The organism is Blautia sp. KLE_1732_HM_1032, from assembly GCF_025147905.1.
In the GTDB taxonomy this organism is placed as follows: Bacteria; Bacillota; Clostridia; order Lachnospirales; family Lachnospiraceae; genus Blautia_A; species Blautia_A fusiformis.
Map to the genome: position 1 here is coordinate 2,309,522 of NZ_CP102266.1, position 16,788 is coordinate 2,326,309.

General features: G+C 44.4%; 13 protein-coding genes. All 13 read right to left on the reverse strand.

Annotation, left to right across the window (positions count from 1 at the left end; translation table 11 throughout):
- Window positions 1–102: 102 nt before the first annotated feature.
- The 13 genes from NQ489_RS11090 to NQ489_RS11150 all read right to left on the reverse strand — a co-directional run bounded on the left by NQ489_RS11090 (window position 103) and on the right by NQ489_RS11150 (window position 16,786).
- Window positions 103–870 carry a pseudouridine synthase gene (locus NQ489_RS11090; RefSeq protein ID WP_021650398.1) on the reverse strand — a complete coding sequence of 256 codons (768 nt, stop codon included), beginning with the start codon at window positions 868–870 and terminating at the stop codon, window positions 103–105.
- Window positions 870–3,053: a DUF6449 domain-containing protein gene (locus tag NQ489_RS11095; protein WP_021650397.1), complete on the reverse strand. Its 2,184-nt coding sequence runs from the start codon at window positions 3,051–3,053 to the stop codon at window positions 870–872. Before NQ489_RS11095 ends, NQ489_RS11090 begins: the two co-directional genes overlap by 1 nt.
- Window positions 3,028–3,930, reverse strand: a complete 903-nt coding sequence (locus tag NQ489_RS11100; protein ID WP_021650396.1) for an ABC transporter ATP-binding protein — start codon at window positions 3,928–3,930, stop codon at window positions 3,028–3,030. Before NQ489_RS11100 ends, NQ489_RS11095 begins: the two co-directional genes overlap by 26 nt.
- On the reverse strand, window positions 3,923–4,297 hold the full coding sequence (locus NQ489_RS11105; protein WP_015524662.1) for a GntR family transcriptional regulator: 375 nt from the start codon (window positions 4,295–4,297) through the stop codon (window positions 3,923–3,925). The genes NQ489_RS11100 and NQ489_RS11105 overlap by 8 nt, the downstream gene beginning before the upstream one ends.
- Window positions 4,298–4,576: 279 nt before the next feature.
- Window positions 4,577–5,371, reverse strand: coding sequence for a CPBP family intramembrane glutamic endopeptidase (locus tag NQ489_RS11110; protein WP_021650395.1), 795 nt, complete (start codon window positions 5,369–5,371; stop codon window positions 4,577–4,579).
- 32 nt (window positions 5,372–5,403) lie between these two features.
- Window positions 5,404–6,051: an HAD family hydrolase gene (locus tag NQ489_RS11115; RefSeq protein WP_044960674.1), complete on the reverse strand. Its 648-nt coding sequence runs from the start codon at window positions 6,049–6,051 to the stop codon at window positions 5,404–5,406.
- A gap of 46 nt (window positions 6,052–6,097) precedes the next feature.
- A complete protein-coding gene (locus NQ489_RS11120) occupies window positions 6,098–7,081 on the reverse strand; it encodes a hypothetical protein (RefSeq protein WP_021650393.1) in 984 nt (327 codons plus the stop codon).
- Window positions 7,059–8,300 (reverse strand): serine/threonine protein kinase, encoded by a 1,242-nt coding sequence (locus NQ489_RS11125; protein ID WP_049946976.1) that lies wholly within the window; start codon window positions 8,298–8,300, stop codon window positions 7,059–7,061. The genes NQ489_RS11120 and NQ489_RS11125 overlap by 23 nt, the downstream gene beginning before the upstream one ends.
- Before the next feature lie 275 nt (window positions 8,301–8,575).
- Window positions 8,576–10,342, reverse strand: coding sequence for an arginine--tRNA ligase (gene argS / locus NQ489_RS11130; protein ID WP_021650391.1), 1,767 nt, complete (start codon window positions 10,340–10,342; stop codon window positions 8,576–8,578).
- 39 nt (window positions 10,343–10,381) lie between these two features.
- On the reverse strand, window positions 10,382–11,251 hold the full coding sequence (locus NQ489_RS11135; protein WP_021650390.1) for a DegV family protein: 870 nt from the start codon (window positions 11,249–11,251) through the stop codon (window positions 10,382–10,384).
- A 283-nt stretch (window positions 11,252–11,534) separates the two neighbouring features.
- Window positions 11,535–13,151, reverse strand: coding sequence for a phosphoenolpyruvate--protein phosphotransferase (gene ptsP, locus NQ489_RS11140; protein WP_015524657.1), 1,617 nt, complete (start codon window positions 13,149–13,151; stop codon window positions 11,535–11,537).
- 269 nt (window positions 13,152–13,420) lie between these two features.
- Window positions 13,421–14,683, reverse strand: a complete 1,263-nt coding sequence (locus NQ489_RS11145; RefSeq protein ID WP_021650388.1) for an ABC transporter permease — start codon at window positions 14,681–14,683, stop codon at window positions 13,421–13,423.
- A 21-nt stretch (window positions 14,684–14,704) separates the two neighbouring features.
- Window positions 14,705–16,786: a hypothetical protein gene (locus tag NQ489_RS11150; protein ID WP_021650387.1), complete on the reverse strand. Its 2,082-nt coding sequence runs from the start codon at window positions 16,784–16,786 to the stop codon at window positions 14,705–14,707.
- Between the last annotated feature and the right edge of the window lie 2 nt (window positions 16,787–16,788).

Here is a 16,788-nt window from a genome sequence, read left to right on the forward strand (position 1 = left end):
ATCCTTATAGAATCGCCGTGCGTGCTTATTTTTGCAACTTCTGAATTATAGCATAGAAAATCCCCTTATGTAAAGGGGATTTTTCCAATTTTTTTCTGTTTTTCAGCGGTTTCCGGCAGACTTCAGAAGCTCCAGCTCTTTTTCGGTGAGCGAACGATATTTTCCTGTCGGAAGATCTGAAGGAAGCGCCAGCGGCCCCATGGATAGTCTTTTCAAATAAGTTACTTTTTTTCCCAGTGCCTCCATCATCCGTTTTACCTGATGGAATTTTCCCTCGTGGATAGTAAGTCGGATCTCAGATTCCCAATTCTTACCGGCTTCTGCAGATTCTGTACCGGACTCCCAGGTAGAAAGGATCTCCAGCCTTGCCGGTCGTGTGAGATCTTTTTCCCCGATATCCACGCCTTCTGCCAGCTTCACGACATCTTCTTCTGTCACTTTCCCAGATACTTTTGCATAGTAGGTCTTATCCACATGCTTTTTCGGAGAAAGAAGCTCGTGTGCCAGAGGACCGTCATCTGTGATCAGAAGAAAGCCTTCTGTATCTTTATCCAGGCGTCCCACCGGAAAAAGACCCTTTCTTCTGTCTTTCTCTTCAATGTAGTCAAGAACCGTTTTATCTCTGAAGTCCTCCGTTGCGCTGACACAGCCTGCCGGCTTGTTAAAAAGATAGTATACATATTCCGGTGCAGCATGGATCTCCTGCCCGTTCATAACCACCTGATCTTCTTCTGTTACTTTCAGCTCCGGTTTCTTCACAGATTTCCCGTTAACCTGCACCTGACCCTTCTGTATGTATTTTTTTACCTCGCTTCTTGTACCTGCGCCGGCATCTGCCAGAAATTTATCCAGCCGGACTGGTTTTTCCATTAATCATTTACCTCCCATTCTGTTACATGGGCTGCCTTTGCATCTGCTTTGATGAAATCCGGGATCTCTCCGGTAAATGTCATATAAAGTCCGGAATCCCCGCCGGTGCTCTCCTGTCCTTCCAGAACCACTTCCATTGTGGCATCTGCATTCCAGATAGTCCATCCGTTTACCAGCTGTGATGGACGGATACATTTTTTCAGAGCTTCCAGCTGTTCCTTTTTATCGTAACGGACTTTATAACCGTTATCTGTTTCTTCAAGATCCGAAATGGGCTCAGTGTCGGAAAAAGCTTCATCATCTTCGCCGGCAGCTTCGGAGCTGAAGTAATAAACATCAATATACTCAACAGACAGCTCATCCATAGAAAGAGGATATCCTGTTTCTTCCAAAATTGCAAGTGTTCTCTTATATGACGGATACACCAGAACGGATGTGGACACATTCTCTCCTTCCTGCACAGCCGGTACATTCATTCCCCCTTCATCCATGTAGCCTTCTGACGGAATTTCCGTATAATCGAACATCAGCATTGCACATGGCTGGTCTTTTACTGTCTGACCGCCGTTTTCCAGAATGTCCTTTCTCAGTGCCTCTGCCAGTGCCTGACGCTTCTCTGCATTTTTTTCAAATAAAGAATGAATATCTCCGTCACAGAAAATACCGGTAACCTCTTTCAGATACTGTTTGTCCAGCTGGAAAAATGAATATCTGTCTTCTTTCCATGTCTGCTCATCATACAGGGCTTCCATAAGATTCTGTGCCTGTGCAGAGGATACAATATAGCCTCTGCATACACTGAATCCCTGTTTATTTATGTAGCGCACATACATGCGCCTTCCTGATTTTTTTCCTTTTTCATTCTGAAGCCTGATATCCTTCAGACTGTTATATAATGCTTTACTTTTCATCACCGGCTGATCCAGCAGACCGGAACTATTGTCTGAGGTGGCAGTATACCGGATCTTATAGATTCCGTTTTCTTTTTTTTCCACATTGCAAAGCTGCTCTGTATATGAAAGATTGCTTACATTTATCACAACTCCCTGAAGATTGTCATAAGCCGGAAAATAACTGTCATATCCCAGAAGATCCATTTTCATGGTCAGCGCACAGATTGCCACAACACCTCCAAGGATCATAAGCTGCACTTTTCTGCGGAAAAATCTGCGAAAATCCATTTCATAGATCACTTCCAGAATTCCATGGACCAGGATCGTTCCCAGTATCATTCCGAAGATCCACCATGCTGTTTTGGATGAATCTTCCGGAATCATATAAAAGATCAGACCGATCCCCAGTCCGGATGGTATTGTGAGCAGGGCACTTAAGACCGGCTCCATCCAGGTATATACCAGAGCTTTTCCGGTATTCTCTGACCTTCGTCTGCAAAATGCCATCCAGGAAAGTGCTGCCATGATAAACAGCGTGAGGATCAGTATCAGCAACTGCTTTCCAAAGCTTCCGCTGCTGTATCTATCTATAAAGCTTACGATCACCATAAGAGGAGATCCCAGATTCCGCACTGCTGCCAGAATTCCGTAACTGCCCTCGTACCAGGTATCAAAAAATAAATGTCCGCTTAACTGCAGCATCACTGCCAGAACGATACTGTAGGTAAACAGCCCTACCCATGCAAGTGCTCCCATCAACATGGTACCGGTGCAGGCGATCACCAGCACTGTGGAAAAATACACCAGAAGATACATCAGGAGATGGAGCACCAGCAGGATCAGTGCCTTTTTCATAATGGAAAGGCTGTAATATCCTCTGGCTGCCCCGATGCATACCGCAGCAAATTCCATGATCACATATGGCACCAGATAATAAAGAACAGCCAACAATACTCTGTGCAGAAACAGTGCACTTCGCTTTACCGGAAGGCTGTGATAGAAATCCACTTTTCTCGGGGAATACAGATACCAGAAGCCGCTTACTGCTGCAAAACATGCGGTTACCGCAGCCACAGCTGCTCCCATTGTGAGAAAGTCACTGCTCCACAGGCTGGAATACAGATAGGAAAGCTGACTCTGAGTATAACTGCGCTCATTCCATTTTCCCATCAGAATAAGTTCCGCTACCGGAAATGCAAGGAGAAATGCGATCATGGCAAATGCCGGGATCCATCTTTGTCCTTTAGAAGAGGATTTCATATACTCACTGGAATAAATTTTTGACTTCATAGCCTGCCACCTCCGTTTCGCTGATAAATATTTCTTCCAGAGTCAGTGGGAGCACTTCGCAGAAAAGAGGATTTTTTGCCTGTATCTTCTCCATGATCTCTCTTCTTGTTCCCCTTGCAGTAATAAGCAGCAGGGAGCCCTGATGCTCTGTTTTCAAAACATCCAGCTCTTTCTTTAATTCTTCTTCTTTCTTTTTGTCAGTAAGTACACACTGGATCTTATGGATGTGGAATTTCATATCCTCCAGATCTCTGGAAAGGAGAATTCCTCCCTGATGAAGAAGCCCGATGTGATCGCAGATATCTTCCAGCTCACGAAGATTGTGGGAAGCGATCACCGGCGTAAATTCACGACTCATGATCTCCGATGCAAAAATACTTTTTACTGCCTGGCGCATTACCGGGTCCAGGCCATCAAAGGTTTCATCACAAAACAGATATTTCGTTCCTGTACTGATTCCCAGGATCACCAGAAGCTGTTTCTTCATTCCCTTGGAAAAAGTGCTGATTTTTCGTTTTCCATCCAGATGAAACTGCTTCATCATTGTCTCAAAACGCGCCTGCTGAAATCCCGGATAAATACAACGGTAAAATTCTGCCATGTCCAGAGCATTGTAATTTGCCGGAATATATGCATCGTCCGGGATGTAGAAAAAATGCTCTTTGATCCTTTCATTTTCAAAAACCGGTTCTTCATCCATCAGCACCTCTCCTCTGTCCTGACGGATGATCCCGGCCATGATACGGAGCAGAGTACTTTTTCCCGCACCGTTGGAGCCAATCAGTCCAAAAACCTCCCGTTCCCCGATATCCATGGTGACCTTATTTACTGCCTGTATCTTACCAAAAGCTTTGCTGCAGTTTTTTATCTCAATCATTGTTTCCCTCCTTATAGCATAAGCGGATCACACCGATCATTTCTTCCTCCCCTACTCCCAGAGCCATTCCCTTTTCTGTGATCTTTTTCAGCTCACTTAAGGTTTCTTCCATACCAATCTGCCTGATCCTGCTGCTGTCTGTGACAAAACTGCCTTTTCCCTTCACCGGACAGATCAGCCCCTGCTGCTCCAGTTCCATATATGCCCGCTGGATGGTATTGGGATTGATGGATAATTCCACGGCCAGCTGCCGCACAGACGGCATCTTGGAAGATGGCTCCACAGCTCCTGACAGGATCAGCATCCGGAATTTCTCTACGATCTGCTCGTAAATGGGACGTCTGTCCTGATAGTCCAAGAATAACATACGACGCTCCTTTCTCTGTAATCTGTGTATTAAGTGTATTAATTCTTTTAATACACTTATGATAGCACATGATACAAAGGTACGCAAGAAATGGTCTCTTAAATAAATATAAAATCTATATAAATTTACCGGCAGCAAAAGATTCCGGCATATTTTTATAAAAAAATCTGTAATGGCATCCTTATACTATGATTCCACTACAGATTCTCTGTAAAGCAAATATTCATCTATCACTCTGCCTGATCCAGTAGCAGGCAGACATTCGTGTTCCACATTGGATCAGACAGCCCGGTAGCCACGTTTTTCTCCCCGGCGTGCAAAATACTGATATCCTCCAATCATCGCTGCCGCAAAAACGCCATAGATCATCAGAAGGCTTCCTGCTCCGGCTTTTTCCACCAGAGTCTGGGCGTATTCACTGAAAATAAGTATCCAGGTATTGGCTCCGATGTGCATCAGCACACTGGTCCACTTATTACCGCCCATCTCCAGAAACCACGCAAAAATCCCTCCCAGAACAAACGCATACACAGCCTGCAGGACATTTCCGTGATAAATTCCGAAAAACGCCGCAGAGATCACAGCGGAAAACAGTACAGAAAAGTGATCCCGAAGTCGCAGATAGATCAGCCAGCGAAAGATCATTTCTTCTGCAACAGGCGCTATGATCCCCATCCAGAAGATCATCATAAACAAACTCTTTCCTGAGGTAATCTTCGTCATCGTCTCTCCATAGCTGGATGAGATCCAGTTCTGCAGGATCGCCACCAGCACATTGGCATACTGGGCAAATCCGGCTCCAGCAGCAAGAAGAAGCAGCATTTCAGGAATAGATAGCCTTTGTTCCTCAACGGAAGTCAAACCGCCAATCAGCCTTCCTATACGATCCTTCCGGTAAAAATATACTGCCGGAAACATAACCAACACTCCGGTAAGTCCGGTGATCACCAGCGTATAACTATAGTACCTTTCCTGTGCGTTGCCGACATGCCCTGTCAGCCAGAGAAGCACGGCGCTTCCGAGGATCTGTCCGATAAGATAATGGATTCCTGCCGGATAAAGCTCCCTCCACACTATTTGAAAAATATTCTGTCTGTGCAGAGGGGTCAGACGAAAAAATTCAGAAGTTCATCTGCGGAAGCTACGATCTGAAGAGGCTGTGCCTTTTCCAGTTCTTCTCTGCTTCCATATCCGTAAGATACAGCCACACACTGGATCCCGCATCGTCTGGCTCCGAGAATGTCATGTTCTCTGTCACCCACCATGATCACCTGGTCACGGTGGTCAGAAAGGCTCATTCTTTCCAGAGCTTCCTCGATCACCTGAGATTTGGTTACTTTCGGTCCATTGAGGTCCGTCCCGGCGATCACCTCAAAATACCGGCTCAGATTAAAATGGTCCATGATCTGTGTTACGTAAAAGGTCGGTTTCGCAGACGCCACAGCCATTCTGTAGCCACGACGTTTCAGTTCTGCCAGAGTGTTTTCCACGCCCGGATAAACGGTATTCTCATACATTCCTTTTTCTGAATACCGCTCTCTGTAATATTCGATTCCCTTCTGCGCTGTCTCTTTATCAAATCCCGCATATTTCATAAACTGTTCCAGAAGCGGCGGACCCACAAAAACCTTCAATGGCTCCAGCTCCGGTGCCGAAACTCCAAGCTTCTCCAGTGCATACTGTACAGATTTCGTAATCCCCTCTCCGGATTCTGTCAGTGTTCCGTCCAGATCAAAAAAGATTGCCTTATACATAAATTCCTCCTGTTGTATAAAATAATCAGTAAGTATGCCTATTGTATCACTGTTTTTCTGGTAAGTCCATGGTTTCATAGTACAGCTTCCCGGATTTCACAAAACCCATGAGTTCTGCTTTCCAGGGATTTCTGCTTTTTTTCGGTAATTCCGCCAGAAGCTTTTTTCCCTGCCAGTAAAAATCACATTCTTTTCCATTGATCCGAAATGAAAGGATCTGGAACGGAATATCCGGACTGATCTCTATCCGGATCCTGTTACCGTCTGTTTTCATTCGGATCACCGGTTTTTGCTCTTTTTCTTTTTTCCTATCCGACGTTCCTGTTGGTTCTGTCCGATAGTAAGATAATGCCGGATTTTGCTTCTTCTCCCTCTTTGATGCATCTGTCACTGACTTTCGAACTGGTTTTTGAGTCAACGTTACAGATGGACTTGCTGTCACTGTCTGTATGGGGATTGGTTGTTCAGTCAGTATTGGCAGTTTTGTTGGTATCGGCGTTTCCGTCAGTTTTTCCGCAAGCGTATCAGCTATCTCTGCTTCTTTCGGAATAGTTATCCCCGGATTTTCATCTTGTCTGATATCCGGTTCCTGAACTTCATAGCCTTCTCCCCCGACCCCCGGATCTTCTCCATTTTCCATAAAGCTTTCTTCCTGAGAACGTACCTCATCTGTCTGAAAATCTAAATTCCATTGTGCAGACTCCTCCTGATCATTCTCTGATTCTGCCCAGGCAGCGGAATACTCCTCAGTATTTCCTTCTTCTCTGTTCCAATTACTATCATCACTTCCTTCTCCTGCATAGCTTTCTTCCCAGTCTTCCGGTAGCTGTCCGGTTCCTTCTCCCACATTCATATCAAATCCGCCGGTATCAAAACTATCCATTCCTGACACATCAAATCCATAGACAGCAATGGAAGGGATCATCCATCTGCATAAGACCAGCAGAAACAAAACAATAAAACAGGTTTTCCTACTAGTAATTTTCATTTCTTTTGGTTTTTTCTGATCACTTTCTCTTCTTTTTCTCATTAATCTCCTCCCAAAGCTGCAGATTTCTGCTTTCACTGTCATCCAGTAATTCCGCTTTTTCTTTCTTTTTATAATCTTCCCACAGCTTTCTGCTGGCCTCTTTCTGCCCGGTCCGAATAAGAAACATCCCATATTCTCCGTAAGCCACAGGATATTCTGCATCATACAGAAGAAGATTTTCATAATATAAAGCCGCTTTTTCCGGTTCACACAAAAGCTCCGCATTCCATGCCAGCAATAGCTCAATACGACGCTGCTGTTCTTTTTCCCCATAATTTCTACTTAACCTCTGGAGTCTCTTTTCCGCTGCCATACAGCACTTTTCCCGATCTTTTGAGTCTTCCGGATACTGTCTGGCTTCGTAATACAAATCTGTTACTTCTGAGATCGCCACAGAAAATTCTTCCGTTTTCAGCAATCCTGCTATCAAGATCAGTGTTCCTATCAGAATCCCTGCAGCTGCCGCTTCCAGAAATCGTTTTCTCCAAGTGATCATCCGATATCTGTTTTCCAGCTTTTGGATTTTCTTCTGAACCACTGACATATCCGAATATCTGTATTTTTCCTGTTTTCTGGTACATCGGAACAGAAGCCAGAAAAAATCCGGATATAAAATCCACTGCCATTTCTTTTTTCCGCAAAGCTTTTCCAGGGTCTTCCCCAGAGCATAAATATCACTTCCCGGTCTTAAGTAGCCCTGATACTGCTCCGGCGCCGCATAGCCTTTCGTTCCTTCACAGATCTGTTTTCTTTTTCCATGATCGAACATGGCACTTCCAAGATCTATCAGATACAGATGCCCGGTTTCAGAAAACATAAGATTATCCGGTTTCAGGTCCCCGTAACAGACCGGTGGCTTCCGACTGTGAAGATATTCCAATACTCTGGCAATCTCCTTTCCCAGAGCAAGGATTTCCCGTAAAGAAAACCGTTTTCCTGAACGGAGAAGTTCTCCCAGCGACTGACCCTTGATATATTCCATGATCAGATAACAGTACTCCCCTGTTTCCACATAATCGATAATCTTCGGTATTGCAGGATATTCCAGATGCTGCATGAGTCTGGCTTCTTTTTTCTTTGCGATCGGTATCTCTTTCACTGCACGGCAGATACCAAGCTCCATATCTTTTGCCAGATAAAGGCTTCCACCTCCGCCATGTCCAATTTGTTCTACAATGCAATAACGTTCTTTCAGAACATTTCCGATCAGACAGATCACCTTCCTCTCATTTCTGTCAGACAATATTTATGATTACGTTTCTTATTGATTTGGGATAATCCGGTGAATTCCGGTTTGAAAAAAAACAGATAACTTATAGTCAGGCAGATATTTGTGATCTGCCCTCGTTTAGGATAAGTCCTATTATAGCACGTCCTGTTCTTTTTGCAAAGAACTTTCTATATAAAAAAGTCCGCCGAATATAGCAGACAAAAATGTCTCTTTATCCGGCGGTCTGTCATTATTCATAGTGTTTGTATCTGCAAAGCTATACCTTACATACGATCCGGTGCAGAGAATCCAAGAAGATCGATGCTTGTCTCAAGCACTCTTCTTGTAAGCTGGAGCAGCTGAAGGAAGGATTCCTTCTGTGCCTGATCCTCTTCGCTTAAGATCTTGGTCTCATGGTAAAAGCTGTTAAATGCATTGGATACCTCATAGATATATGCACAGATCTTATGTGGTGCTTTTTCTTCAAAAGCGTTCTCAACCATTGCCGCAAAGCCGGAAAGCTGAAGCATCAGGTTCTTCTCACTGGCATTGACTGCCGGAAGGATCTTACCTGTACTTAAATCTCCTCCCTCCTGTACATAACGGTTCAGGATCGACTTAATACGAACGATAGTATAAAGGATATACGGACCTGTATTTCCCTCAAAGGATGTAAAGCGGTCAACATCAAAGATGTAATCCTTGGTCGCCTGGTTGGAAAGATCTCCGTATTTGATTGCGGAAAGTCCTACGATCTTGGCAGTATCCTTTGCATCTTTATCTTTTACACTACGATTCTCCACGATCTTGCGATACATTTCCTCATCAATGTCTGCGATCAGGTTCTCCAGACGCATAACACCGCCTTCTCTTGTCTTAAACGGTTTACCGTCTTTTCCATTCATGGTACCGAAACCAAGGAAGGAAAGCTTGGTTTCCGGATTTACAAGACCGGTTTTTCTTGCGCAGCGGAATACCTGGATAAAATGCAGCTCCTGACGCTTGTCAACAACATAAAGGATCTCATCCGGCTGAAAGAGTTTCATACGCTCTACGATAGTAGCAAGGTCTGTGGTCGTATAGAGAGAAGCTCCGTCTGATTTCAGAAGCATACATGGAGGAATCTCCTTGGTATCACTCTCTTCTTTTACATCTACAACAAGAGCGCCCTGATCCTCATAGGCAAATCCTCGCTTCTTCATATCCTCTACCATATCCGGAATGTATGGCTGTGCATCGGATTCTTTTTTCCAGAGGTCAAAATCTACGTTCAGATTCGCATAGTTTCTCTTAAGGTCTGTTACAGATACATTCATAATGTGATTCCAGAGAGCCATGTATCCGGGTTTTCCCTGCTGAAGAAGGTGGGTTGCCTCCAGTGCCTCATTACGGTAAGCCTCATCCTCTTTGGACTTCCCACTGGCACATGGATAGATCTCTTCCAGCTCGCTGATAGTAAACGGTGCTTCTGCCGGATATTCACCGGTAAAGCTGTCATCAAAATATACCAGCTCCGGTTTCCGGTGTTTCAGCTCGGTGATGATCAGTCCCATCTGAAGGCCCCAGTCTCCAAGATGTACATCACCGATCACCTTATGTCCTACAAAGCGTCCGATACGCTTGATGCTCTCACCGATGATCGCAGAACGGAGATGTCCTACGTGAAGCGGCTTGGCAACGTTTGGTCCGCCATAGTCGATAATGATCGTCTTCGGATTCTTGGCAATCTCAACAGAAAGCTTCTCGTCCTCTGCCATCTTATTCATGTATTCTGCAACAAATTCCGGTTTCACATCCAGGTTGATAAATCCAGGCTTTACAACTTCTGCTCTGGAAAAGATCCGGCTGTCTGACAGCTGTGCTACCACATCATCAGCGATCATAAACGGTGCCTTGTGATATGCTTTGGCTCCTGCCATAGCACCGTTACACTGATACTCACATAAGTCCGGTCTGTTGGAAACAGTAACTTTTCCGTAGGACGGATCATAACCTGCTTTTTCAAATGCTGCGGAAAGTTCTTCCGCCATCTGTTCCATAATCTTCTTCATGTTTCAAACTCCTCATATCTTTGTTTCTGTATTTTATGCTTATAACGTCACTTTTCTTGAACATGCGACTGCAAGGGCACCATAACCGATATGGCAGGCAACACTTAAAGAAAGGGGATCCATATGTATCTCCATTCCCGGAAATACCTCCTGGATCTCTTTTTTAAATTCTTCTGCTTCTTCCAGATTTCCTGTATAAGCAGCCTGAAGACACATCTCACCGTCAGATGCGTATTCCTTAAAACGTGTTTCCCAATCACTCTTCATTGCCTTCAGCATGGCACGTTTGGCCTGCTTCTTGCCACGGACCTTGGCGTAGGCATCCAGCTTCTCTCCCTGGATCTGAAGTACAGGCTTCAGGTTCAGAACCGTTCCGATGGCTGCTGCTGCCGGTGTGATCCTGCCACCTTTTTTCAGATATTTCAGGGTGTCAAGTGTGATATAAATACTGGAATCGAGTTTCTGATCTGTAAGGATCTTCTTGATCTCTGCAGCACTTTTTCCTGCCTCGGCAAGCATCTTAGCATCCATTACAGACTGTCTCTGTGTTACGGAAATCCGCTGATTGTCCACTACCTGAACACGACCATTATAATCAATAGCAAGTCCCATTGCAGTAGAACAGGATGCACTCAATCCGCTTGACATCGGAATATGAACGATTTCCTCATAATCTCTCAGAAGCTTGTCCCACAGATCACAGAGATCAGCCGGACTTGGCTGAGATGTGGAGATTGGTTCATCCTTCTTAAGCTTCTCATAAAACTCTTCCTGTGTGAGAGTTACACCTTCAAGATACATTTTTTCATTAATATAAAACGGCATCGGTATCACATAAACGCCAAGCTCTTCTGCCTGGGCCTGTGTGATACCGCTGTTGCTGTCTGTTACAATGGCAATTTTGCCCATTCTTTCTCTCCTCCTGGTCTGTTATCTCACAGTTCAAAGAATTAATACATCAGCCCCTGATGGACTAATTCTTTGAACTGCTGTAGAAAGCCATGATGTTAGTGTATCATATTTTTTTCTATATCACAATTGGAAATTTTCTGTGACCTTCGCTCACAAAAAACACCTCGCGGAATATTACCAGTGAACAGTAACTAAAAAAACAGCTGCCATACAAATATTTATGCACAGCAGCTGTCACACTATTTATCAAAAATATCCTTATATATTTATGATCTGTGTTTTATTTCATTTCTCTTACGATCTTTCGAACCGGAAGAACAAATGTCGGAGATACGGACAACTCGTCCAGTCCCATCTCTACAAATCTCTCAGTAAGTGTAGTGTCCGCACCAAGCTCACCACAGATTCCGGCCCAGATACCTTCTTTGTGTGCATTATCCACAACCATCTGGATCATACGTAGAACTGCCTCATGATGGGAATCATAAATGTTGTCAAGCTTTGCATTCTGACGGTCAATAGCCAGTGTATACTGGGTCAGATCATTGGTTCCGATACTGAAGAAATCAACCTCTTTTGCAAGAAGATCACTGATCATAACAGCTGCCGGAGTCTCGATCATGATACCCTGCTCCACGTCATCACGGAACGGGATCCCCTGTTCCTTAAGCTCTGCTTTTACTTCTGCTACAATGGCCTTGATCTGCTTCACCTCTGTTACAGAGATGATCATCGGATACATGATGGAAATATTTCCGAACATGCTTGCGCGGAAAAGTGCTCTCAGCTGTGTCTTAAATACTTCCGGACGGTCCAGACAGATACGGATCGCACGATATCCCATTGCAGGGTTTTCCTCATGCGCCATATTGAAATAATCGATCTGCTTGTCCGCTCCGATATCCAGAGTACGAATGATAACTTTTTTACCGGCCATATTCTGAGCTACGGTCTTGTAAACCTGGAACTGCTCTTCCTCTGTAGGATAGTCTTCTTTTTCCAGGTATACGAACTCACTTCGGAAAAGTCCGATGCCTTCCGCATCATTGGCAAGTACATTCGCAACATCACCTGTACTTCCGATGTTGGCATAAAGGTGGAGCTTACGACCGCTCTTGGTAACAGTTTCTTTACCTTTCAGTTCTTTGAGCATTGCACGCTGTGCAAGTTCATCGGCACGCATATCCTCATATTTTTTAAGGGTCTCTGCATCCGGCTCAACGATCAGATTTCCGCTCTTTCCGTCTACGACTGCCATCTTACCGTCCATGGACTCATCGTATTCAATATTGATCAGCGCCGGAATATTCATGGTTCTCGCAAGAATCGCAGTATGTGAGTTAGAAGAACCTTTTCTTGTGACAAAAGCAAGAACCTTGCTCTTATCCATCTGTACAGTCTCACTTGGTGCAAGATCCTCTGCAACTACGATCACCGGCTCGGATGCTTCAAGCTCTCCATCTCCATGGCCGGAAAGCACACGTACCAGACGGTCTGAGATATCCTTTACATCAGCTGCTCTTGCTTTCATATAATCGTCGTCCATCTGTGCGAACATTGATGAGAAGTTATCACCAGTTGTTGCAACCGCATATTCTGCATTTACAGACTCTGTACGGATAATGTTGTGGATGGAATCCAGATAGTCATCATCATCCAGCATCATCTGATGAACCTCAAAGATTGCCGCTCCGGACTCTCCAACTTCCTGAAGAGCCTTGTCATAAAGCTTCTGAAGCTGTGCCACAGCCTGCTCTCTGGCTGCCTCCACACGCTTTACCTCTTCTTCCGGATCCTCCACGTGAACACGTTTAACACTGGCGTCAACTTTCTGGAGGATTGAGATCTTACCGATCGCAATACCGGAAAATACAGATTTACCTTCCAAAACCTTCATGAAATTATCTCCTTCTGTTTTTATATTTGCCCACTTATGATGTATTATATCACACTATCCAAAGATTCTGCCACGATTTTTTTATGATCTCTAAAAAACCTGTAAAAACTCTATTTATACTTTCTTTTTTTGTCATATATACAGCAAAAGTGACAAAATAAAGACCGCAGAGCTTCATAAAACCTGAACAATACTTTCAGATATAAAAATAAGCATCTGCCGCCGGAATCCTTCCGGCAATTGCAGATGCTATATGTATGTATATCTTTTTATTCACTGCGAAGGGCATCGATCGGATTAAGATTAGCTGCCTTTACAGATGGGAGAAGTCCGAAGATCAGACCGATCAGCATGGAAAATACCACAGAACCGATAATTGCCGGAACGCTGATGGCTGTTGGTGCTCCTGACACCTGAGACACCATTTTTGACAGGATGATCCCAAGGACCACACCAATGATTCCTCCGATACTGGTCAGCACCGAAGCTTCCGTCAGAAACTGTCCCAGGATCACTTTTTTTCTTGCTCCGATAGCTTTTTTCAGTCCGATCTCGCTGGTACGTTCTGTGACAGATACAAGCATGATATTCATAACACCGATACCACCAACAAGCAGGGAGATACTTGCGATCCAGATCAGCTGCTGATTGGTACTTTCGCTGAGCTTCTGGAGATTCTTAACCTTCTCCATAATGTCTTCCGCTTTATATTTAAAGTTCGATTTGTTTTTTTCATTCTGGATTCCTGTATTCAGAATATCCTCTGCTGCTTTTCCTACAGAACTCATATTATCTGTGCTGTCTGCACGGACTGTCACATTTTGCGGCTGATCAAATTTAAATGCAACAGGCCAGGTAGTATCCGGGATCATCACGCTTCCCATGATCGTCTGCGAATATTCCTCGTATTCAGAAATCGTATTGATCTTCGGCATGCTGTCCTCACTCTGAGTGATCACACCTACAATGATATACGGTTCTGATCCCACCTCAATGGTTTTCCCTACAGGGCTCTCACTTCCGAAAATATTCTGTGCAGCATTGGAATCCACAAGAGCAACCTTTCGGTAGCTGTCATAATCTTTTTGTACAAATCCCCGCCCGGACTGGACCAGGTATCCCATCGTTTTCAGATAATTGCTGTCGATCCCGTACACGGTTCCGCCCTGAAAGCTTGTGTTTTTATAATAAACACTGGCAGACTGGCTACTGTAATAAAATGTAGAACTGATCACATGATCCAAGTCTCCGATCGCCGTTTTCTGGGAATCAGAAATAACCGGCGGTGTGGCCGAGCTTCCGTAAGAACCATAATCCATATCGTATGTACTGTCTCCGTCATAGAGCATAACCTGTACGGTATTGTTTCCGGACCCGATCAGATCTTCCTTGATCTGCTCACTGGTACCTTTGATCGTAGATACAATTGCAATAATAGATGCAATACCAATAATAATACCCAGCATGGTCAGAAAGGATCTCATCTTATGTGACCATATTCCCTGAAAAGCCAGGCGTATATTTTCAAACATGAAATTTCTCCTTCCTGTTATTTATTCATTGTACATATCATCCAAAGTCACTTCTTTTGTCTTGGCTCCCTCCTTCACGGCATCACCATATGGGAAAGCAAGAAGATCATCGGATTTCAGACCTGAAGTTACAACTGCATAATATCCGCTGTTTACAATGCTTCCCACTGTGATCTGCTGCTTTTTCAGTGTTCCCTTCACGTCTTTGTATACATAGCTGGTTCCATTTTCCGTACGGATAAATGCCTTCATCACAACCATACTGCCTTCGGCAAGTTTATTTGACTTCAGAGATACCGTCACATAATCCTGGTCGGTAAACTGCAATGAACGATCTGTGATCTCTGCATTAAAGGTGTAATACGATACATTGGGATTAGAATCTCCACCATAATAAGCATTTGAAGAATCCACCGGGTAATCGGATACATTCAGTACCTTCGCCTCAAAGCTGCCGGAATTATAACTGGTACACTGAAGAAGTGTTCCCTCCTTCATCTGATCCAGCATCAGTTCGCTGACCGTTCCGGTAACATAAAAACCATCCTTGCTTTTTACTTTCAGAAAAGCATCTCCATTATAAGAACCTGTGACTTCATCTCCGATGTAAGCAACCGTTCCATCCAGTTTGCTTGTTATCAGCTTGTTTTTTATTTTGTTCTCCAGCTTAGTGATTTTCAGATTATTTTCCTCAATATCCAGTTTCAAACTTGCGATCTTGTTTTTCTGGATCTTGATCGCATCCTCTCTTGACATGGTTGTGCCATCAGTACCGTCATCTCCATCACCGCTGTCATCCGGTATCTCATCATCATTGTTGTCATATTTGGAAGCCTCGTCCAGTGTAAATTCTGTTTCCGCATACATATATACCGGATTTTCAAGAAGACTTCCATCGATCAGATAATATCCTGTACAGGAAAGTGTTCTGTCCTGAAAATCAGCAATGGTATCATTCTCATGAAACTCCAGCTGGAACCAGCTGCCGCCTTTCTGGACCACTTTGGTTCCATCCTCACTGTATCCCGCCATTCTGTTAAAGAAGGATCCCATCACCGTAACTTTGCCTTTGGCACTGCTTACAAGAAAAACATAGGGATCTTCTTCCGTACCGGTTCCTGTAAACGGCTGAGAAGTATAATCCAGCTTCTGATAAAATTCCGGTTCACCATCTGTGATCCCCGGAATTTCCGGTTCTGTTATATTTGGATCAGGAAGCTCATTGGGTCCCAGTGTGGGAGTCGGTGTCGGAGATACCGTTGGGGTGTCATCTTCTCCGGAACCCCAGTCCGTAGTTTCTCCGTCTGTAATATCATTGACAGTAGGATCCTGGTAAGTCGGATCCATGATCAGATCCTCATCGGATGCAGTTGTATCCTCTTCCATATCCGCTGTGTCATCTCCGGTCATCTGCTCTGTTTCACTGTCCGTCGTTTCTCCGGACGGCATTTCTTCGGTAACTTTCTCTGCAGAATCTTCAAGATCTCCTTCTGTATCTGTAAAGGCACTGAGAAGTAATGGCTTGGAGGAAACCGCTGCAAGATAGCTGCCATCTGCAGTAGCCGCGGAACCAGTAGTTGACTGCATATCCTCGTCTCCGTCACTTCCGGAAGGTGTATCGGTATTTGTCATTTCTCCGTCACCTCCTGTATCACCACCTGTAAGATTCAGGTCCGTATCATCAGTACTGTCTGTACTGTCTTCGATGGGACCTCCATTCTGAAGACTTGTCAGACGGTTCTGTGCTTTGGTCAGATCCTGCTCCTGCTTCTGCTGTTTCAGCTTTGCAATATTCAGTTCCATCTCTACAAGTGTCATATCAAAGGAGATCAGATTATCGCCTTTTTTTACATCATCACCCTGGGATACATATATTTTCTCGATGATCATATCTTTATCCATATTTACATTCTGAGAAACATTCGTGGTGATGGTTCCATCCAGTGTTGTCTCCGAATACCAGTCCGTCTGAAGATTGCTGACGCTGGTTACCGGCACCTCTGTTACCTTGGATTCTTTCACATGCATAAGCCCTGTGTAGATTCCTCCGGCTGCCAATGCCGCAACCAGTACACCAACGATCACTCTCTTCACCACTTTCATTC